The sequence below is a fragment of the Pseudomonas sp. Leaf48 genome (assembly GCF_001421885.1).
Taxonomy (GTDB): domain Bacteria; phylum Pseudomonadota; class Gammaproteobacteria; order Pseudomonadales; family Pseudomonadaceae; genus Aquipseudomonas.
In genome coordinates this window covers 247,790-267,438 of sequence record NZ_LMLH01000023.1, presented here as the reverse complement: position 1 = coordinate 267,438, position 19,649 = coordinate 247,790, and the positions used below count along the sequence as shown (strand labels likewise).

The window sequence follows — 19,649 nt, the reverse complement described above, 5'->3', positions numbered from 1 at the left end:
GCGGACGTTCGCGTTGAAAAGGGGCAGCAGTTGAACGAACAGACATTGTCCATGCGCCTGGAGCGCGTGGCCGCGCATGTGCCGGCGGGGGCGCGCCTGGCCGATATCGGCTCGGATCACGGTTACCTGCCGGTGGCGTTGTTGCGTCGTGACGCCATCGTGTCTGCGGTGGCCGGGGAGGTGGCATTGACGCCATTCAGCGCGGCGCAGCGCACCGTGCGCGAGAACGGCCTGGAGAAGCACATCACCGTGCGCCTGGCCAATGGGCTGGCGGCGATCGAACCGTCAGACGGGGTCACCGCGGTCAGCATCTGTGGCATGGGCGGCGAGACCATCCGCGACATACTCGACAGCGGCAAGTCACACCTGAGCGGCCAGGAACGCCTGGTCCTGCAGCCCAACGGCGGCGAGCAGCCACTGCGCCAATGGTTGATGGAAAACGGCTACTGCATCCTCTTGGAGGAACTGCTGCAGGAAAACCGTTTCTACTACGAAATCATCGTTGCCGAACGTACCGGCCCGGTGGTGTACAGCGCCGAGCAGTTGTACTTCGGCCCTCTGCAGATGCAAGAGCGCAGCCCGGCGTTCCTGGCCAAGTGGCAGCGCATGCTGCGCCTGAAGCAACGGACCCTGACGCACTTTGCCCGGGCGCGACAGGCCGTGCCCGAAGAGAAGGTGCAAGACATCGCCCTCCAGGCCCGGTGGATCACCGAACTGTTGGCCTCTAGTTGAACAACTGAGGTGTTGGCTTGCTTGCGGCGATCGCAGAAGGCCGGTTTCTCCAGGACGAAGGACTGCAGTCGAAGAGCCGGCTGAACCAACGGGAAAAAGCGCTCAACTCGGAAAAGCCAAGAACACCTGCAATCTCGCTCAACGGATGGTGGGGATTGGCCAGGTAACGTGTCGCCAGTTCCCTGCGGACCTGCTCGAGCAGCGAAGAGAACGTCTCACCCTCGCGCGTGAGCTGGCGGTGCAGGGTGCGCCTGTCGCGTCCCAGGTGGGCGGCCACCTGTTCTACCGAGCAGCGCCCGGTAGGCAACAGCGTCCAGATCATCTGGTGCACCTGCTCCAGCAGGGCGGTCCGGGAATCTTCGTGAATACTTTTCAGGTACTGATGGACGTGGCAGGCCATTTCCGCATCGGCACTGGGCAGGGCACGGTCAAGGTCACTGGTGCGGCAAACGATGCCGTCCAGCAAACAGTTGAACTGGACCGTGGTGCCAAACACGCGCTGATGCCGGCCATCGTCCAACGGGTCGCTGTGACGGAAACAGACCGCTGAAGGATGCCAATGGTTACCGAGCAACGTCTTGAGCATTCGGTGCGTCACGGCCACCGCCAATTCTACCGACTGGCGCACAAACAAGTGGCTGACCGTCACCAGTTCAAGCCTTAACACCGCCACGCCGGCACTTTCCTCGATATTCAGGACCAGCCCTTGGTTGTGCAGATAGAGGAACTCCTGGAGTGCCTTCAAGGCCGAACGCAGCGTGGGTTCGCGCCATAACAGTGCCAGGGGTCCGAGATTGGAGGCTTTGCGGCTTTGCGCCATGCGCAGGCCGAAATCTTCCACACCGGCCTCCCGCGCGGAACTGTCGAGCAAGCGTGCCACTGCATCGATGGAAATTTTCAGGTCCGGCTGCAGCAGACAGCGCGGATCCAGGCCGACTTGACGCAATTGCTGCATGGGCTCGACGTTCAACGAACGGGCAGTTTCCGCATAGTCGGTAAGGCTGGCACTTCGGACAAGACCTTTCATTGAAAATTGACCCATAGAGTAAACGCGTCCCGAGAGGTGATGCCGCTGTCCCCTGAAGTCAATACAGAGAGCACCGGCACGCTTAGAGTTGAAAGCAACCACTCAACCTCGAGGAACTGCAAAATGAATGAAGACCGGACCAATCCCGACACCCCGACCTGCGATGCCATGCGTGAAGCCGGCAACTGGAATCCCGCCTGGGACCCGCTGACCGAGCTGGACGCGCAGTGGGTGGAAAAGTTCTTCGGCATGGCCACACACCCGATCCGCAAGGGGATTCTCGACCCCAAGACCTTTGAACTGATCGCCATCGCCGTCGATGCCTCTTGCACGCATATGTATGCCCCCGGTGTGCGTCGCCACATCCGCAAGGCTCTGGAAATCGGCGTCAGCGTCGAAGAAATCCTCGCGGTGCTGCAGCTGACTTCGATACTGGGGATCCACAGCATGGCGCTCGGCGCCCCGATCCTGCTCGAGGAAGCGCAAAAGCTGGCCGATGACGGTCCGGCAGGCACCTTTTGAATTCATCACCACACCCCTTGCTCTGATGCGAAGGCCGGGCCGGCCTTCGCAGACCCCGCTCTACAGTCCCCAATGCAGCAACAGCAGTACCAGTCCCACGAGAAACACGGTTTCTCCCAGCATTAACAGGATGGGCTTGATGCCTATCGTGGCGAGTTCCTTGAGCTGGGTCTTCATACCCAGGGCGCTGATGGAGATCACCAGGCACCAACGCGACAGCTCGTTGACGAAGCCTTGCACCGCCGGCGCTATCCAGCCGGTGCTGTTGATACAGGCCAGGACCAGGAAGCCGACAGCGAACATGGGTAGGAGCGGCGGGCGTTTGCCCGTGCAATCGGTACCCTGCGCACGGGTGATCAATGTGGCGCAGAGAATGACCGGCAACAGCATGGCGACCCGCATCAGCTTGACCACGGTGGCGGTATCGCCGGTTTCGGTGGACATGCTGTAACCGGCACCGACCACCTGGGCGACATCATGGATAGTCGCGCCGAGGAAAACGCCGGCCTCCTGCGGCGACAAGGCAAACCAGTTGGCGATCATCGGGTAGAGAATCATCGCCACGGTGGACAGCGCCGACACGCCAATCACCGTGAACAGGGTGGCGCGCTCCTTTTGTGGATGGTTGGGAAGCGCGGCAGCCACGGCCAGGGCCGCCGAGGCACCGCAGATGGCCGTGGCGCCTCCGGTCAGCATGCCGAAGATGCGCTTGAAACCCATAAACCTGGCTGCCACTACCGACACGGCGATGGTCGTCACCACGACTATCACCACCAATGCCACGGGCTTCCAGCCCAGCGTGGCGATCTGTTCCAGCGTGATTCGCATGCCCAGCAGGGCGACGCCGAGGCGCAGGACCGCACGCGCGGCGAACTCGATACCGGCCTTGCACTTGCCTTCGCCGGCCAGGAAATTCATCGCGATACCCAGCAGCAAAGCGAACAACATCACCGGTGCGCCATAGTGCTCGGCAAGGAAGGTCGCCGCTATGGCGACAATCGCGCTGACGAAAAATCCTGGCGCCAGTTCAAGTGCGCGAGATTGAATGTTGACGAGAGCGGTTGAGCTCATGGAGTGAAGTCCTCGCAGGCGATGCCATGGGGATGTGAATGCCGGTGTAGCAGTAGATCGACTCTAGGATATTGGCGGCTCTGGAAATTCTCATTTGATGCCAGTGACCTTTCATTTGGTGCCAAATGCCGTGGGCGGCATGAGCCGACCAATGCCCTGACGCTCGCCCAATACGCTTTAACCGGCGTGAAATAGACCCTGCGCAACTGTCCTTATCGGTCTGGAGGCCTTCGCGTGCATGAATCGGGGAGGGAGTGATGCGTTGGCCAACCTTGATGGGGTCGGCCAACTTGAGCGGCATTCGGTTATGACCAAAGTAAGCGGGCCAACGCCCGCTACAGCTCTAATGTTGTTCACTTAAGCAGGGTCCAACACTTGTGGCGAGGGGGCTTGTCGGACCGCCGCACCGCCCCGCCACGGATTTCACCCGTTCAACTGACCAGATCCGGTTCAGGCGAAATGCTCGAGGTTGCTAGTACGCGCAAATCCTTACGCAATATCTTGCCCACCGTAGACTTGGGCAACGCCGCTAGGAAACGTATCTGGCGGGGTACTTTGTAAGCGGCAAGGTGCGCGCGGCAGTGCTCGATCAGCGTGGTTTCATCGAGCGTCGCGTTGGCGGCCTTGACGACGTACAGGCACACGGCTTCGCCACTGCGTTCATCCGGCACGCCGATCACCGCGCATTCGCTGACACCTGTGCAACTGGCGACAACGACCTCCACCTCGTTGGGGTAGACGTTGAAGCCCGAGACAATGATCAGGTCCTTTTTGCGATCGACGATCTTGAGTAAACCATCGGCGGCAAAGATGCCGATGTCGCCGGTACGAAAGTACCCATCGGCGGTGAACGCGCTGGCGTTGGCCGTGGGTTTTTGCCAGTAACCGGCCATTATCTGTGGCCCCTTGGCGCAAATTTCCCCGGCCTCGCCGAGTGCCGCCGGTTGATCATCATCCTTGAGTAACACGATATCGGTCGAAGGCAAAGGCAAGCCCACTGCTGCAGAGAAATTGCGTCGGCCCATCACATTCAGGCAGAGGATGGCCGACGTCTCGGAGAGGCCGTAGCCTTCGAGGATTTCCTGGCCGGTGATGGTCTTCCACTGTGTCGAGGTTGCCGGCAGTACCGCGGCGCCACCACCAATGGCCAGGCGCAAACGCGAGAAATCCACTTCACCGATACGTGGATGGCGCACCAGTGCGCCGTACAGGGTGTTGACCCCGGTCAGCAGTGTCGGCCGGGCCTTGATCAGCGTGTCGACCAGGTCATCGGTATTGCGCGCATCGGGCACCAGCCAATTCTCGGCCCCGGCCGAAAAACCGATCAGCAGGTTGATCGTCAAGGCAAACACGTGGAACAACGGCAGTGCGGTGACCACCACGTTGTCGCCCGCCGTGTCGAACATGTCCGGGAGAAATGCGCGCGCCTGCATGATGTTGGCCATCAGGTTGCGGTGGGACAGGGCAGCGCCTTTCGACGGGCCGGTGGTTCCGCCCGTGTACTGCAGGAAGAGCAAGTCATCACCCGTCAGGTCGACCGGTGTCAGCTGCAATGTGCTGCCCTCGCGCAGGGCATCGACGAAGCGCACCAAGGGGAAGCTGGGCGATGGCGGGACAGCGATCTGCGCGCCCGTCACTGGCTCGGCCAAGGTGTCACCGGGCTGTACCACGATGATTTTTCTGATGGCGGTGCTGACCAGTATCGTTTCAAGTGTCGGCAGGGCACTGGCAATGATCACGATGGTCTGGACCCCGGCGTCGTTGAGCTGGTGCAAGAGCTCCTGCGGGGTGTACGTCGGGTTGACATTCACCTGCGCTGCACCCGCCCGGAGGACGCCGAACATGGCGACGGGAAACGCCGGAATATTGGGCAGCATGACCGCGATACGGTCCCCGCGCTGCACGCCGAGGTGCTGCAGGTAGGCGGCAAATGCACGGGACTGCGTGTCGACATCGGCATAACTGAGCGATTGGTTGAAGCAATGGAATGCGTTTTGACCGGCATGGCGCTGCATGGCCGCCTGGGCCATGGCGACGACCGATGGACAGGCATCGGGGTTGATATCAGCCGGCACGCGAGCGTCGTAACTCTGTTGCCAATGACGGGCGGTGGTGAATGATGGGGTCATGATCAACCTGCTATTGAAGTTATAAGTGGCTGGTGATTGGGGTGGACACAGTGATGCGAATGCAGCCCTCGGCGATCTCGTCGGGATAGGCGCGCACGTTCATCGCGCCCCCGCGCATGCAGCCGCTGGCCAGGTTGAAACGCAGCCCATGGGCGGGGCATTGCACGGAGCGACCATCGAGTTTTCCGAACAACAGTGAAGCGCCGCTGTGCGGACAGCTGTCGTCGATGGCGTAAATCCGGCCATCGACATTGAACAGCGCGATGTCGACGCCGTTGGCCTTCACACGCGCACGCTTGCCGGCGCTCAGGTCGACCGTGGCTGGCACCTCGATGGTGTCTTTCATGACGTGGCCTCGCAGAGGGAAAGGGGGGCTTTGACGACAGCGTGTACCGGTCATGGCGCCCGTCTCAGGAACATGGCTGAGCACAGACGCGCTCAAGATCAGTCTGGTAATTACGCACCCCCACCATCAGCGCCAGCGCTGCGGCTACGCCGGCCAACGGCAGCAGTTGCAGAGCCGAAGCCAGGCCAATGCGGTCAGCGAGCAGGCCGGTGACGAAGGGGCCGGGGGCCATTCCCAGCAGGTTGTTGGCAATGGCCAGGGTGGCCATTGCCGTGCTGTGAAGGGCGGGCGGAGTCAGGTCGGCGACCATGGTGCCGGACGGGCCGACGATGCCACCGCCGACGAACATTGCCAGGCCGATCATGACCAGTTGCGCCATGCCCACCGGCAGTTGAAAGGCCACGGTCAACAGCGCACTGCAGAGCAGGCAATAACCCATGGTCAACCTGATTTTTCGGGTTGGCGAGCCATGGCAGAGTCGGTCGGCGATGGCGCCGCACACTGGCATGCCGACGGCGGTGCAGAGCATGAAGATCGCGGTGACGGCACCCGCGCTGGTGAGCGGCATGTCGTAGACGCGGTTGAGGTAGCTGGGCAGCCAGGTCAGCAGGGCGCCGATGGTGAACAATTGCAGGCCGCTGCCGATATAGATGCTCAGTACCGAAGACGTCGAGAACAGCGTTCTGAGCGGGGGGTAGACCCTTGGCAGACCGCAGTCCGCATTGCACCGAGGCGCTTCAATGCGGGCAGGTCGCACGACCAGTGCGTACACCACAGTCAATGCCAGGCCATAGACCGCCATGCCGACAAAGGACGCCCGCCAGCCGAAATGAGTGGCGAGGACTCCGCCCAGGCCGATGCCGAGTACCGAACCCACCATGCTTCCGGCCAGGAACGCGCCGGTGATCGTGGAGCGTTGCTGCGGCGGGAAAATGCTCAGCACCACGGCCAGACCGACGCTGCCATAGGCTGCCTCGCCGACGCCGATGAAGAAGCGCGCCACAAACATTTCCTGATAGTTGGAAGCGAAGCCACACATCAGGGTGGCCAGGCTCCAGATGGCGGCCATGAGGATCAGGCTGCGAATACGCCCCCAGCGATCGGCGAATAGCGACAGCGGAAAGGCCAGCACTCCGACGGCGACAGCGACAACGCCGGAGAGCGCTCCCAGCTCGGAATCGGAGAGGCCCCACTCGGCCTTGAGCTGCGGAAAAACCACGGTCAGCACCTGCCGCGACATGAAGTCTGACAGCAGCAGCCCAAAGGTCAGGGCGAAGACCACCCAGGCGTAGGGCCGCGCGATACGCCGCCAGGTGTCACCACGTAATGCTATAGGGGCGTGCAAAGTCACCAGGACTCTCCTCTCGTTACGGCCACGTTCATTGCGCAGCTCTTGTAAATGGGGTGCAGCGATACTTGCGCAGTGCGCTCGTGTTTATGCGAGGTGCACTGCGCAAGCGGGTTTCAACCGTGTTGCGTAAAACCTTTCTGGCCGGACTTGCGGTTCGGCGCAAAGCCGTTTTCGGCCAGGGCCTCATCGGCATCCCTGTAGAAGGTGCCGATCTTGTAGATCTCGCGGGCTTCTTTGCCGTTGGCGACTTCACGGCCCATTTCCCTGGAAATGCGCACCAGTTGTTCGATCTGCTCGACGTTGCTCATCTTGCGATCACGGCCTTGGGTCCAGAGGTTGTCCTCGGTACCGCAACGCACGTGCAGGCCCATGGCAATCGCCATGACGTTCAGTGGTAGTACATTGAGCATGGCGGTTTCCAGGGTCAGCACGGAGCCGTCCGGACAGGCCCGCACGAAGTTCGCCAGGTTGTAGAGGTTGGGAGCGTCGGAGCCGCCACCGATAGCCACCCAGGTCAGGATCAACGGCACGTTGCAAACGCCGCGGCGCATCATGCGCTCGACGGTTTCGAACGAAGGCATGTTGCCGAGCTGAAATTGCGTCTGAATACCGGCCGCCGAGAGGCGTTTGATGTGCTCTTCAACCCATTCCGGGCCGGCCGGAATGGTCATTTCGCGATAGGCGCGATAAATCTCGGGCGTAGCAATGCTGGTGCCGGCAAGGTCGGCTTCGCACATCTGCTCGACGATGTTCATCTGATTGCTGTTGATGGCAATCGTCACCTGGTCGGGCTTGGGCGAGAGTTCGGCCAGCATGTGACGCGTGTCGTCGGAGAGCCATTTGGCGACGTCGCCGTCATCCTCCGGGGCGAAGGAAATCGAGCCGCCTACCTGAATGATCATGTCCGGTACCGCTTCGCGTACGCCGGCGATCAACTCGTTGAACTTGGACAGTCTCTTGGAGCCCTTGCCGTCCAGCTCGCGGACATGCAAGTGGAGCACAGTGGCGCCCGCGTTATAGCAGTCGACTGCCATCTGAACCTGATCCGCCATGGTGACCGGAATGTCTTCCGGGAAGTCCGAAGGCATCCACTCGGGTGCGTAAGGCGCAACGGTGATGACGAGCTTCTGTTGATTTTCGGGGAGCAGGGATCCGTCGAGGAAGTTCATGCATGTCTCCAATCGGTTGTTGTTTTTGTGGTGCTTGTAAGTGATTTCACTGTGGGGTAGCTGGCAGGTTAAAACCTCTCATGTCATGCCAAAAACCTTTCATTTCGTGCCAGCGACAGTGAAGGTTGCCTTCGCTGCCATATACTCGATTGCAGGCCATTGGCGATCGTGCGATCGGCTTCGCACAGAGGAGAAGTGAGGCGATGGGAGCATTCGTAAGGGCTGCAACGCTCAAGCACTACATGGAGGTGGCGCAGAGTCTTGGCCTCAATCCGGGCGAGATGCTGCGTGGCGTGGGCCTGGTGCCAGGCATGCTCAACGACCCGGAATTCCTGCTGCCGCTGGAGGCGGCGCTGAAGCTGCTGGAGAGCTCCGCGGAGCATTCATCGTGCCCGACCTTTGGCCTGCGCATGGCACAAGCCCGGCGCATGTCGGATATCGGCGTCGCCAGTTTGCTGCTCAGTCACCAGCGCACGTTGCGCGACTTGTTGATCACCAGTATCGAGTACCGGCACTTGCTCAATCGCACACTGGCGATGAACCTGGAAACGCTGGGCAAGCTGGTAGTGATCCGCGAGGAGGTCATGGCGCAGGAGGGCGTCGCCAAGCGTCAAGCCACCGAGCTGGCGATTGGAATCCTGCACCGCACGTGTAAATCCGTGATGGGCAGCCAGTGGAATCCGCAGAGTGTGCACTTCACCCATCAAGCGCCGGCAAGCCAGAAGGAACACACGCGATTCTTTCGTTGCCGGGTAGTGTTCGACGCCGAGTTCGATGGCATCGTCTGCAGTAAAGAGGATATTGATCAACCCAATCCGCAGGCGGATCCGGCGATGGTCGGCTATGCGCGGCAGTTCATGGAATCGATGACTGGCGCCAACGAACAATCGGTGGTTTTCGATGTGCGCAAGGCGATCTATCTGTTGATGCCGGTCGGGCGTGCCACTATCCACCAGGTGGCCTACGCACAAGCCGTCAGCGTGCGAACCCTGCAGCGTGAGCTCGACGAGGCGGGCCTGACATTTTCCGCTTTGCTCAACGCTGTGCGTCGCGAGCTGGCGTTGCGTTACATGGAAAACAGGAACTACTCCCTGCAGCGTGTGGGCATGATGATCGGTTACGCGGCGGCGACTTCATTCACTCGCTGGTTTTGCGCTGAATTCGGTTGTTCGCCACGGGAATGGCGAAACCGCAGCAAACAGGCTGCCGGCGATCCGCCTGGTGGACAGGCCCTTGTCCCGCCATGTCAAGGCTGATGTGCGTGGCTGAGCGACACTCCGTTTTCCATCAAGACGGAGTGTTCTTCAATGAAGTTGAAAGATCGAGTTGCCTTGGTTACCGGTGGCGCAGGCGGGTTAGGCCAGGCCATTGCCCTGCGCATGGCTGGCGAAGGCGCCAATGTGGTTATTTGCGACATCAACGAACAGACGCTTGAAACCACCCGTGCCATGCTCGAGGACCTTGGCGCGCAGTGCCTGGCGCTGCGCTGCGACGTCTCGTCGAGCGCTGAAGTAAACGCCATGTTCGAGCAGATCGACGCGCGTTTCGGCACGCTGCACATCCTCGTCAACAATGCCGCGCTGGTGCCGGACAAACCCCATGATGACGAACGACGCAAGCGCCACTACGCGCTGGTGACCCAGCCGCTGCCCCGACAGTCGCTGGAGATCACTCGCCACATGGACGATGCGCAATGGAAGCGCTTCTGGGCGGTGAACGTCGACGGCGTGTTCTATTGCACCCGGGCGGCCTTGCAGCGCATGGAGCCCCAGGCCTACGGCAAGATCATCAACATCGCCAGTATTGCCGGTATTTCCTCCATGGGCGCGCACAGCCCTCACTACTCCGCGGCCAAAGGCGCAGTCGTTGCCTTCACCCGCGCGGTGGCCTACGAGGTGGCCGGCGCCAATGTGCAGGTCAATGCCATTTGTCCCGGTGGCGTACTCACCCCGGCCTTCGAGCACTACCTCGGTCAACAATCACCTGAGCAACTGAGCGTGTTCAAACAGGTCCTGCCGCTGGGGCGGTTGGGCAAGGGTGAGGAATACGCGGCGCTGGTTTCCCACCTGGCTTCTGATGAGTGCTACCTGGTCGGCTCGATCGTCAACGCCAGTGGCGGCACCTACATTTAAGGTTTTCGGGAGGGCCGGTCGGGCCTCCGGTCGACCGTCCCGAAATGTCAAATCGATGCCCCGCCAAGTCAATCCTGCTCAAGGCACTCCTCGTAGAGTGAGTTCCGGGACTAGCGCTTGCCCATCCGTAGCATGAACCCCGATTACCCGTCGTCAACTGCAAGGCTGGAGCCCGCCCGCCATGTCTGACGGCAAGCCACAACACAAAAACAATAAAGGTGTATCACCCGATGAAGAGTCGCAATCTCCTGTGCGCGCGCCGTCAACTGCTCGCCACGGCTATCCTGGCCTCGAGCCTGCCGACCACCCACGCTTTCGAGTTTGACACTGGCAGCGAAGACTGGTCCGTGCGCTTCGACAACACCGTCAAGTACAACTATGGCGTGCGTACGGAAAGTGCCGACAAACGTATCCTGGATACGCCCAACAGCAACGACGGTGATTACAACTTCCGCAAGGCCGGCACCAATATCACCAACCGCGTCGACCTGCTGTCTGAACTGGATGTGGTCTACCAGAACACGATGGGCTTTCGTGTCAGTACCGCGAGTTGGTACGACAAGGCTTATGAGAACACCGGCTCGAACTCCAACCCGTTCGTAAACGGCAACGACGAGTATTCATCGATTTCCGGGTTCGGCGGGCGTCCGGCGGCGCCAGCCATTTTTGGCAGCCCGCACCTGAGCAACTATGCCCAGCGTTATTACAACGGGCCGTCGGGTGAAGTCCTCGATGCCTTCGTGTTCTACAACACGCAGATTGGCGACGAGACCCTGCTGGGTATCAAGGCTGGCCAGCACAACGTGTTCTGGGGCGAGACGGTACTCAATCCGGTGCATTCGTTGAGCTATGGCCAAGCGGCCCTCGACCTGGCCAAGGCGGCGGCGTCGCCGGGTACCGAAGCCAAGGAACTGTTTGTGCCACGCAACCAGATCTCAACGACCTTGACCCTCAACCCGGAACTGACCCTGGGTGCCCAGTATTTCCTGGACTGGGAGGGTGCACGCTTGCCTGAGGCCGGTACTTTCTACAGCGGTTCTGACGTAGTGGGCTTCGGTGCTCAGTCGTTCCTGCTGGGACATACAGGCGGTGCGGGACTGGCGGGGCCGAACGGCACCTTGACCACTGTGCGCCGCGGCGATGACTACACCCCGGACAATCAGGGTGATTTTGGCCTGATGCTCAAATGGTCGCCCGAGTGGCTGGACGGAACCCTGGGCGCTTACTACCGCAAAACCTCGGACATTCTCCCGCAAGCGGTCCTCGACACGCGAGGCCTGACCAGTGTGGGTGGCGTGGCAGGGCTGCGTAATTCGATCAGCACGGCCACCTATGAGTTTGCCTATGGCGACGACATCGACATCTACGGCCTGAGCCTGTCCAAGGAAGTCGGCGGCGTCAGTGTCGGCAGTGATTTGAACATTCGCCATAACATGCCGCTGGCCAGTATTCCGGCAATCATCAGCGCAGCCGGTCCTGGCGGATTGCAGGCAGGTCTTGGCTTGCTCCCGGCGCGCAGTCCGGGCACCGGCGTGATCACCGATGTGCCACGCGACGGCGACAGCCTGGCCGCCACCGGCGACACGCTGCACTGGACCATCAACGGTCTGGTCTCGATCGCCGACACGCCGCTGTTTGATTCAGCCACCCTGCTGGGTGAGTTGTACTACAGCAATCTGCTGAGCCTGGATAGCAAAAACGAGGCGCTCTACAAGGGCGAGGACACCTATCGCGGTATCGACAAACCGACGCGGGACAACTGGGGTGTGGCTGTCAACTTCACGCCGACCTGGTACCAGGTGTTTCCCGGTGTCGACCTGAGCGCACCGATGTCGGTCAACGTCGGCATCGATGGCGTGTCCCCTGTGGTAGCCGGTGGTGCGGAAGATGCCGGCAACTACGCCGTCGGTGTCAGCGCTGCGATCTACAACCAGTACTACGTCGACCTCAAGTACGTCGACGCCTTTGGCAAAACCACCGACTGCGACGACGGTGCAAACGATGGTTCCACCCCCAATGCTCTGGATGGCACGCAGCGCTACACCTGTTACGCAGGCGGTCTGGCGTCTGCCTCCGGCTCCGGTGCCACGGAAGATCGCGGTGCTGTCTACCTGACGCTCAAAACCACCTTCTGATTCACCCATTGCCACGCGCATGCAGGAGAACAATAAAATGAAATTCGCCTATACCCTGATGGCTGCCTCCCTGGCCCTGGCCCTTGCCGGGCCATCCCACGCCGCTGTCGACGCCAATGAAGCCGCCAAACTGGGTAATCAGTTGACCCAGATCGGCGCCGAGAAAGCCGGTAACGCCGACGGTTCAATTCCAGCCTACGCGGGCGGCTTGACCACCCCGCCGGCCGGCTTCAAGGCGGGCGACAAAGGACGTCCCGATCCGTTCGCAGCAGAGAAACCGCTGCTGGTGATCGATGGCAAGAACGTCGACCAGTACAAGGGCCAGTTGACTGCCGTGACCGCTGAGCTGGCCAAGCGATACCCCACTTTCAAAATCGAGGTGTACCCGACGCATCGTACGGCTGCGCTGCCGTCGGGCGTGTTGGATAACACGGTAAAAAATGCCACGGCGACTCGGTCCACCAACGGTGGCAATTCCATCGAGAATGCGCTGCCAGGCATTCCATTTCCGATCCCGAAGACAGGCGCCGAGGCCATCTGGAACCACTTGCTGCGCTACCAGGGCGTCAACCTCCAGACCAAGTATGACAACTGGAACGTCGACTCCGCTGGTGTCTCCAGCCTGGCCACGACCGGCGTGGCGCAGATCAACTATGCCGCCTATGACGACCTGTCCAAACCCCTCGCGGCCTCGGACACCTATTACCAGATCAAGCTGGCTTTCACAGGTCCCGCCCGCCGTGCCGGTGAGGCCGTACTGTTGCGCGATGCGGTGAACCCGCTGGAGCAACCGCGCCGTGGCTGGCAATACCTGCCGGGGCAGCGCCGCGTGAAGCTGGCGCCGAGCCTGGCGTACGACACGCCTAACCCGGGCAGTGCCGGCGCTTCCACCTGGGACGATTCTTTCGTCTTCAACGGTGCGCTGGACCGCTATGACTGGAAGCTGGTTGGCAAGCAGGAAATGATCGTTCCGTACAACACCTACCGTGTGACGTATCAGAAAGATTTGAAGCCGATGATGACGCCCAATCACCTGGCTCCCGAGTTCGTTCGCTGGGAAAAACACCGCGTCTGGGTGGTTGAGGCGACCCTCAAGCCGGGCGCTCGCCACATCTACGCCAAGCGCCGCTTCTACCTGGATGAGGACAGCTGGGTGGCTCTGGCATCCGACCAATACGATGCGAACGGCCAACTGTACCGGGGCGTTTACACCTTCCTCAGCCAAAGCTATGACCAACAGGTACCGGATGCCTCGCCTTACCTGAGCTACGACCTGATCGGCGGGACTTACAGCGCCGTCGGTTTTCCCGGCCCATACGGTGGCATCAAGTACAGCGAAGCGCTGAGCAAGACCCAGTGGACGCCGGAATCCCTGGCGGGTGCCGGTATCCGTTAACGACGTCTCCGCTACTGCCGATCGCTGATCACTGACCGCGCAGTTTTTTGCGCCGGGTTGTACTCGTGTACACACCGGCGCCTTTTTTCATGAGGGCGCCATATGGGCTCCTGTCACAAGAAAATGGCATTACTGGTGCTGGGGACGCTGGCGTTGCTGCAGGGAGCAGTGCAGGCATCGACCTACGTCGACGTGCTGGACCTGCCGGCCCAATCCAGTGCTCTGGCGGTGCGCAGTCCCTTGCTGGGCGTTGCCCATGCCGGGCAACGCCTGGTCTCGGTGGGACAGCGCGGTCACATTCTTTATTCCGATGACGCCGGGCAGAACTGGCGGCAGGCCACAGTGCCGGTCAGCTCCGATCTCACGGCGGTGAATTTTCCTACGGCAACCCAGGGCTGGGCGGTCGGCAATGACGGCGTGATATTACACAGCAGCGATGCCGGAGCGACCTGGACCAAGCAGCTGGACGGCCGCCAGATCGGCGCGCTGATGCTCAAACACTACACCGCCTTGGCCAATGCCGAGCCGGGGAACGAACAATGGGCCGCGCTGGCCGCCGATGGCCAGCGGCTGAGCGAGGAGGGCGCGGACAAGCCGCTGCTCGACGTCTGGTTCGCCAACGAAAAGCTCGGTTATGCAGTGGGCGTGTTCAATCTGATCCTGCGCACCGAAGACGGCGGTCAGAGCTGGACGCCGTATCAGGACCGAACCGAGAACCCACAGGGGTTGCACCTCAATGCCATCGCCTCCACAGGTGATGCGTTGTATATCGCGGGCGAACAAGGCTTGCTGCTCAAATGGGACGAGGCCGGGCAGCGTTTCATGGCACTGCAAACCCCTTATCAAGGCAGCTTTTTCGGTGTGGTCGGCAAGCCTGGCGAAGTGATTGCCTATGGTCTGCGCGGGCATGTGTTCCGCAGCACTGATGGTGGCCTCAACTGGGCCCGGCTCGACAGCGATATGCAGGTCATCCTCACCGCCGCGACGCTGGACGCCGATGGCCACTTCCGGCTTTTCACCCAGGCTGGGCACATGCTCATGAGCCCAGGCGGCAACGCGCCGCTGCAACTGATGCCACAGGCCCAGCAGACACCGGTGGCCGGTGCCACCCTGGCCACCAATGGCGCGCTGGTATTGGTTGGCGGTCGCGGTGTACGCACGCTGTCCGTCGAATAACGATAAGAATAAGAGCGAGTACCCAGACATGGGCAATATGAAGCAAGACACCATGCCGGTGATCCGCGAACTGCTGGACTTTGACCAACGCTCCGGCAATCGGCTGGAACGACTGGTGTTCAACCATCGCCCGTGGTTCATGCTGATCATGGCGCTGGCGACCGTGGTGCTGGGTTACATGGCCGTGACCCGGCTGGAACTGCGTCCCAGCTTCGAAAAGATGATTCCGCAGAGCCAGCCATACATCCAGAACTACCTTGAGCATCGTCAGTCGCTGCGCGGGCTGGGCAACTCTGTACGCGTGGTGGTGGAAAACACCCAGGGCGATATTTTCGATCCGGATTACCTGACGGTCCTCAAGCAGGTCAACGACGAACTGTTCCTCATGCAGGGCGTCGACCGTGCCTGGATGAAGTCGCTGTGGAGTCCGGCTGTACGCTGGACCGAAGTCACCGAGCAAGGCTTCCAGGGCGGCCCGGTGATGCCGGATGCCTACCAGGGCAGTGCAGCGGACATCGAACAACTGCGCCAGAACATCAACCGCGCCGGTATGGTCGGCAGCCTGGTGGCCAGCGACTTCAAATCGAGCATGCTCATCGTGCCGCTGCTGGACAAAACCTCGGCCACCGGCCAGAGCATCAACTACCACGACTTCTCCCGTCTGCTTGAACAGCGCTTGCGCGACAAGATCGAGTTCGCCGGCGGCGCCCAGCACAAGGCCGGGGAGGAGGGCACCGGCAAGTACAAGGTGAGGGTGATTGGCTTCGCCAAGCTGATGGGTGACCTGATCGACGGGCTCATTCAGGTGATGATGTTCTTCGGTCTGGCGGTGTTCACCTCGTTGCTTATCATCTACGCCTACACACGCTGTGTACGCAGCACCTTGCTGGTGGTCGGCTGCTCGCTGATCGCAGTGATCTGGCAACTGGGCATTGTCGCCTGGCTGGGTTATGCCATCGACCCGTACTCGGTACTGGTGCCGTTCCTGATCTTCGCCATCGGCGTGTCCCATGCGGCGCAGAAGATGAACGGCATCATGCAGGACATCGCCCGTGGCACCAACAAACTGATCGCCGCGCGTTACACCTTCCGCCGTCTGTTCGTTGCCGGCGTCACCGCCTTGCTCGCCGATGCGGTGGGTTTTGCCGTGTTGATGCTGATCGACATCCCGGTGATCCAGGACCTGGCGATCACCGCCAGCATTGGTGTCGCCGTGCTGATTTTCACTTCCCTGCTGCTGATGCCGGTGGCGTTGTCCTACATCGGCGTCGGGCGCAAAGCCGCCGAGCGCGCGCTGAAGATCGACACCCGCGCCGCCGGGCATCGTGGCTTTGGCAAACTGTGGGACCTGCTCGACCGTTTCACCACGCGCAAGTGGGCGACCGGCACTCTGCTGGTGGCGGTGTTGCTGGGTGTCGGCGGCTTCATGGTCAGCCTGCAGCTTAAGATCGGCGACCTCGACAGCGGTGCGCCGGAGCTGCGCGCCGACTCGCGTTACAATCGCGACAACGCCTACATCACCAGCCATTACGCACTGTCCAGCGATCAGTTTGCGGTGATGATCAAGACCGCGCCGGAAGGCTGCCTGAACTATCAGACGCTGGTGTTGGCCGACCGCCTGGCCTGGGAGCTGCAGCAGCATCCCGGGGTACAGACCACGGTGTCGCTGGTCAACGCGGTACGGCAGATCACCGCCGGTACCTACGAAGGCAATCCCAAGCTGAACAACATCCAGCGCAACCAGAACGTGCTCAACTACGCGGCGCAACAGGCCTCGGTCAACGCCCCGGAGCTGTTCAACACCGACTGTTCGCTGATGCCGGTGATTGCCTACCTCAAGGATCACAAGGCCGAGACACTCGACGCCGTGGTCGCCATCGCGGACCGGTTTGCCCGGGAAAACAGCAGCGAAGATCGCCAGTTCCTGCTGGCTGCCGGCAATGCCGGGATCGAGGCGGCGACCAATATCGTGGTGCGCGAGGCCAACCGCACGATGCTGCTGTACATCTACCTGGCCGTGACCCTGTTTTGCCTGATCACCTTCCGCAACTGGCGGGCGACGCTTGTGGCGATGTTGCCGCTGGTACTGACCTCGATTCTCTGCGAGGCCTTGATGGTGGCCATGGGCATCGGCGTGAAGGTGGCGACCCTGCCAGTGATTGCCCTGGGCGTCGGCATCGGCGTGGACTACGCCTTGTATCTGCTCAGCGTGCAACTGCAATACCAGCGTCAGGGCCTGTCGCTGTCAGACGCTTACCGCAACGCCGTGGCGTTCACCGGGCGGGTCGTGGGACTGGTCGGGATTACCCTGGCGGCCGGGGTCATCTGCTGGGCCTGGTCGCCGATCAAGTTCCAGGCCGACATGGGCATCCTGCTGACCTTCATGTTTCTGTGGAACATGCTTGGCGCCTTGTTGCTGATTCCGGCGCTGTCGTACTTCCTCCTCCACGGCGCACGAGTGAATGGACGTGTCCGTGAATCAAACCACTTGAAAGTCCAGGAATCACAATGAACGTTTTGATCGTACACGCTCATCCCGAGCCACAATCGTTTACCGCTGCCCTGCGTGACCAAGCGGTTGAGACATTGCAAGCGCAAGGACATCAGGTCAGGGTGTCCGACCTGTATGCGATGAGCTGGAACCCGGTGGCGAGTGCCCGGGACTTTTGCATCCGGGAGAACCCCGAGTACCTGGTCTACGCGCTCGAACAACGCCGCAGCAGCAAAGAGCAGACGCTCGCCGCCGATATCCAGCAAGAGCTCGACAAGCTGCTGTGGGCAGACCTGCTGATTCTCAATTTTCCGATCTACTGGTTCTCGACACCGGCCATCCTCAAGGGCTGGATTGACCGGGTCCTGGTATCCGGCATCTGCTACGGCGGCAAACGTTTCTACGATCAAGGTGGCCTGAGCGGCAAAAAGGCACTGGTGAGCGTGACGTTGGGCGGGCGTGAACACATGTTCGGCGAGGATGCCATTCATGGTCCTCTGGAAGACATGCTGCGCCCGCTCTTGCGCGGGACTCTGGGTTATGTCGGACTTGAGGTGCTGCAGCCATTTGTCGCCTGGCATGTTCCGTACATCAGTGCTGAAGCCCGACAGGAATTTTTGCTCGGTTATCGCCGGCGGCTAGAGAACATAAATGCGGATGAACCCATGGTGCATCCACGCTTAAGTCAGTTCGATGATCAGCTTTATCCTCTGCACCCGTACCGTCAATCCGGCTGCATACCCCCCCAGCTGACAGGCGCCGATAAGCCGCCTGTTCAGCCTTGAGGATCGCCGCGCCCATCGCCGAATACACCGCGTCATCGATGATATCGGCGGCGCACACCCCCCAGGCGAAGCCCTGGGCGGTCGAAACGTGAAGCAGTATCACCGGCACGTCAACGCTCTGCACGATGTCATTCAGTGCCCGGCTCCAGGTGTACTTCAGGAACTCCGAGGGGCAACAGAACGCCTTGGGCAAGTTCATTGCAACTGAAGGTCGGACGGTGGAAACCGGGGACACTGTCTAGAGGTGGCATGCAAGTTCCTTTCTTGATCAAGTTGCCGACATTGCATGCAAGCGCAGGTATGGGCCTGGTTTACGGGTGGAACGGCGGCCATTGATTCAAAGCGGTTGAGTGCAACGCATTATTGGAAAAACAGCGTTTGGCAAAAAACCACTTGGTACGGGCAAAGCCCCCAATGTTGGTAATGCTGCTCACTTAAGCTGGGGCACACTCTTGTGGCGAGGGGGCTTGTCGGACCGCCGCACCGCCCCGTTCGGCTGCGGAGCAGTCGTAAAACCACTACACGCGGTATACCTGATACACCTCGGTGGCAGGTTTTGGGGACGCTTCGCGGCCCAGCGGGGTGGTGCGGCGGTCCGACAAGCCCCCTCGCCACAAAGTGTGCTACCCGCTTAAGTGAAAGCATTACCCCAATGTCGGGGATTACAACTAAAAGCGGTCTACAGATTTTCTAGACAGTGGCCAGGATCAACAGCAAGTCAATGCGCGACATGAACTCCGTTGCGGTCACCAGACTCCCGATAACCAACAGTACGATCGTCATGACGGGCATTGGCGTGGCCCCCAGATCTGCCAGCAATTGAAGGCGTGCAGGCGTGCTCTGGACAGGCGCGTTGGTTGCCGGTAAGGCGATGGAGTTGGCTGTTGTCAGCACCGTCAAATTCATGAGTGTCGCTGCCAACGCAATCATGACAAGTGCCACATTTTCTTCCTCCATCTTGAATGCCTCCACCACCGGCCGGGCCACTGCGGTTGTATTGTGAGATGGGCTAACGCAAGCCTTGGGCCAACATGCGGGAGGCCTGGGGTAAGCGATGAAAGGAGGGGATAACGACGCTACAAACCGCTTCGCTGCGCCATGGGGCGTTGTGAGTCAGAGGGAACTCCTCTGCCGTTAATTCGCAATTTACCCGTCCACCATTTTTCAGTTGCCTGTTCTGGCGCCTG

General features: G+C 60.8%; 17 protein-coding genes. 9 read left to right on the top strand and 8 right to left on the bottom strand.

Annotated features, from left to right (window positions below):
• Positions 1-30 precede the first annotated feature (30 nt).
• Entirely contained in the window at positions 31-732 is a 702-nt protein-coding gene (locus tag ASE98_RS15405) for a tRNA (adenine(22)-N(1))-methyltransferase (RefSeq protein ID WP_060542195.1), read from the top strand.
• On the opposite strand, the gene ASE98_RS15400 is transcribed toward ASE98_RS15405, so the two are convergent.
• Positions 725-1,759 (bottom strand): AraC family transcriptional regulator, encoded by a 1,035-nt coding sequence (locus tag ASE98_RS15400; RefSeq protein ID WP_060542194.1) that lies wholly within the window; start codon positions 1,757-1,759, stop codon positions 725-727. The two genes, ASE98_RS15405 and ASE98_RS15400, sit on opposite strands and share 8 nt — an antisense overlap.
• Before the next feature lie 123 nt (positions 1,760-1,882).
• Between ASE98_RS15400 and ASE98_RS15395 the strand changes: the two genes are divergently transcribed.
• Positions 1,883-2,281, top strand: coding sequence for a carboxymuconolactone decarboxylase family protein (locus ASE98_RS15395; protein ID WP_060542193.1), 399 nt, complete (start codon positions 1,883-1,885; stop codon positions 2,279-2,281).
• Between the two features lie 60 nt (positions 2,282-2,341).
• On the opposite strand, the gene ASE98_RS15390 is transcribed toward ASE98_RS15395, so the two are convergent.
• The 5 genes from ASE98_RS15390 to ASE98_RS15370 all read right to left on the bottom strand — a co-directional run bounded on the left by ASE98_RS15390 (position 2,342) and on the right by ASE98_RS15370 (position 8,347).
• On the bottom strand, positions 2,342-3,352 hold the full coding sequence (locus ASE98_RS15390; RefSeq protein ID WP_060542192.1) for a YeiH family protein: 1,011 nt from the start codon (positions 3,350-3,352) through the stop codon (positions 2,342-2,344).
• A 431-nt stretch (positions 3,353-3,783) separates the two neighbouring features.
• Positions 3,784-5,481, bottom strand: coding sequence for an AMP-binding protein (locus tag ASE98_RS15385; RefSeq protein ID WP_060542191.1), 1,698 nt, complete (start codon positions 5,479-5,481; stop codon positions 3,784-3,786).
• A gap of 19 nt (positions 5,482-5,500) precedes the next feature.
• A complete protein-coding gene (locus ASE98_RS15380; RefSeq protein ID WP_082457555.1) occupies positions 5,501-5,827 on the bottom strand; it encodes a Rieske (2Fe-2S) protein in 327 nt (108 codons plus the stop codon).
• Positions 5,828-5,891: 64 nt separating this feature from the next.
• The gene (locus ASE98_RS15375) at positions 5,892-7,181 is read right to left on the bottom strand and encodes an MFS transporter (RefSeq protein WP_060542190.1); all 1,290 of its coding nucleotides are present in this window, start codon (positions 7,179-7,181) and stop codon (positions 5,892-5,894) included.
• 110 nt (positions 7,182-7,291) lie between these two features.
• Entirely contained in the window at positions 7,292-8,347 is a 1,056-nt protein-coding gene (locus ASE98_RS15370) for a 3-keto-5-aminohexanoate cleavage protein (RefSeq protein ID WP_060542189.1), read from the bottom strand.
• Positions 8,348-8,550: 203 nt separating this feature from the next.
• On the opposite strand from ASE98_RS15370, the gene ASE98_RS15365 reads away from it, so the two are divergent.
• The 7 genes from ASE98_RS15365 (at position 8,551) to ASE98_RS15335 (ending at position 18,462) form a co-directional block, all read left to right on the top strand.
• On the top strand, positions 8,551-9,603 hold the full coding sequence (locus tag ASE98_RS15365) for an AraC family transcriptional regulator (RefSeq protein ID WP_060542188.1): 1,053 nt from the start codon (positions 8,551-8,553) through the stop codon (positions 9,601-9,603).
• Positions 9,604-9,654: 51 nt separating this feature from the next.
• Positions 9,655-10,479, top strand: a complete 825-nt coding sequence (locus tag ASE98_RS15360; protein ID WP_060542187.1) for an SDR family NAD(P)-dependent oxidoreductase — start codon at positions 9,655-9,657, stop codon at positions 10,477-10,479.
• A 230-nt stretch (positions 10,480-10,709) separates the two neighbouring features.
• Complete coding sequence (locus ASE98_RS15355) at positions 10,710-12,614, top strand: DUF1302 domain-containing protein (protein ID WP_060542186.1); 1,905 nt, start codon at positions 10,710-10,712, stop codon at positions 12,612-12,614.
• 37 nt (positions 12,615-12,651) lie between these two features.
• Complete coding sequence (locus ASE98_RS15350) at positions 12,652-14,010, top strand: DUF1329 domain-containing protein (protein ID WP_060542185.1); 1,359 nt, start codon at positions 12,652-12,654, stop codon at positions 14,008-14,010.
• Positions 14,011-14,112: 102 nt separating this feature from the next.
• Entirely contained in the window at positions 14,113-15,186 is a 1,074-nt protein-coding gene (locus tag ASE98_RS15345) for a WD40/YVTN/BNR-like repeat-containing protein (RefSeq protein WP_060542184.1), read from the top strand.
• Positions 15,187-15,214: 28 nt separating this feature from the next.
• Positions 15,215-17,698, top strand: a complete 2,484-nt coding sequence (locus ASE98_RS15340; protein WP_060542183.1) for an efflux RND transporter permease subunit — start codon at positions 15,215-15,217, stop codon at positions 17,696-17,698.
• Entirely contained in the window at positions 17,695-18,462 is a 768-nt protein-coding gene (locus tag ASE98_RS15335) for an NAD(P)H-dependent oxidoreductase (RefSeq protein WP_082457554.1), read from the top strand. The genes ASE98_RS15340 and ASE98_RS15335 overlap by 4 nt, the downstream gene beginning before the upstream one ends.
• Positions 18,463-18,590: 128 nt before the next feature.
• On the opposite strand, the gene ASE98_RS27490 is transcribed toward ASE98_RS15335, so the two are convergent.
• Positions 18,591-18,713 (bottom strand): hypothetical protein, encoded by a 123-nt coding sequence (locus ASE98_RS27490; RefSeq protein ID WP_269084474.1) that lies wholly within the window; start codon positions 18,711-18,713, stop codon positions 18,591-18,593.
• Positions 18,714-19,152: 439 nt separating this feature from the next.
• Positions 19,153-19,419, bottom strand: a complete 267-nt coding sequence (locus tag ASE98_RS15330; RefSeq protein WP_060542182.1) for a hypothetical protein — start codon at positions 19,417-19,419, stop codon at positions 19,153-19,155.
• Positions 19,420-19,649 lie beyond the last annotated feature (230 nt).

Bases quoted from the DNA above. Each gene is read 5' to 3' on its own strand.
- ASE98_RS15335 (WP_082457554.1), top strand. From the start codon at position 17,695: ATGAACGTTTTGATCGTACACGCTCATCCCGAGCCACAATCGTTTACC.
- ASE98_RS15365 (WP_060542188.1), top strand. From the start codon at position 8,551: ATGGGAGCATTCGTAAGGGCTGCAACGCTCAAGCACTACATGGAGGTG.
- ASE98_RS15330 (WP_060542182.1), bottom strand. From the start codon at position 19,419: ATGGAGGAAGAAAATGTGGCACTTGTCATGATTGCGTTGGCAGCGACA.
- ASE98_RS15350 (WP_060542185.1), top strand. From the start codon at position 12,652: ATGAAATTCGCCTATACCCTGATGGCTGCCTCCCTGGCCCTGGCCCTT.
- ASE98_RS15340 (WP_060542183.1), top strand. From the start codon at position 15,215: ATGGGCAATATGAAGCAAGACACCATGCCGGTGATCCGCGAACTGCTG.
- ASE98_RS27490 (WP_269084474.1), bottom strand. From the start codon at position 18,713: ATGCCACCTCTAGACAGTGTCCCCGGTTTCCACCGTCCGACCTTCAGT.
- ASE98_RS15370 (WP_060542189.1), bottom strand. From the start codon at position 8,347: ATGAACTTCCTCGACGGATCCCTGCTCCCCGAAAATCAACAGAAGCTC.
- ASE98_RS15400 (WP_060542194.1), bottom strand. From the start codon at position 1,759: ATGAAAGGTCTTGTCCGAAGTGCCAGCCTTACCGACTATGCGGAAACT.
- ASE98_RS15385 (WP_060542191.1), bottom strand. From the start codon at position 5,481: ATGACCCCATCATTCACCACCGCCCGTCATTGGCAACAGAGTTACGAC.
- ASE98_RS15380 (WP_082457555.1), bottom strand. From the start codon at position 5,827: ATGAAAGACACCATCGAGGTGCCAGCCACGGTCGACCTGAGCGCCGGC.
- ASE98_RS15395 (WP_060542193.1), top strand. From the start codon at position 1,883: ATGAATGAAGACCGGACCAATCCCGACACCCCGACCTGCGATGCCATG.
- ASE98_RS15355 (WP_060542186.1), top strand. From the start codon at position 10,710: ATGAAGAGTCGCAATCTCCTGTGCGCGCGCCGTCAACTGCTCGCCACG.
- ASE98_RS15345 (WP_060542184.1), top strand. From the start codon at position 14,113: ATGGGCTCCTGTCACAAGAAAATGGCATTACTGGTGCTGGGGACGCTG.
- ASE98_RS15360 (WP_060542187.1), top strand. From the start codon at position 9,655: ATGAAGTTGAAAGATCGAGTTGCCTTGGTTACCGGTGGCGCAGGCGGG.
- ASE98_RS15390 (WP_060542192.1), bottom strand. From the start codon at position 3,352: ATGAGCTCAACCGCTCTCGTCAACATTCAATCTCGCGCACTTGAACTG.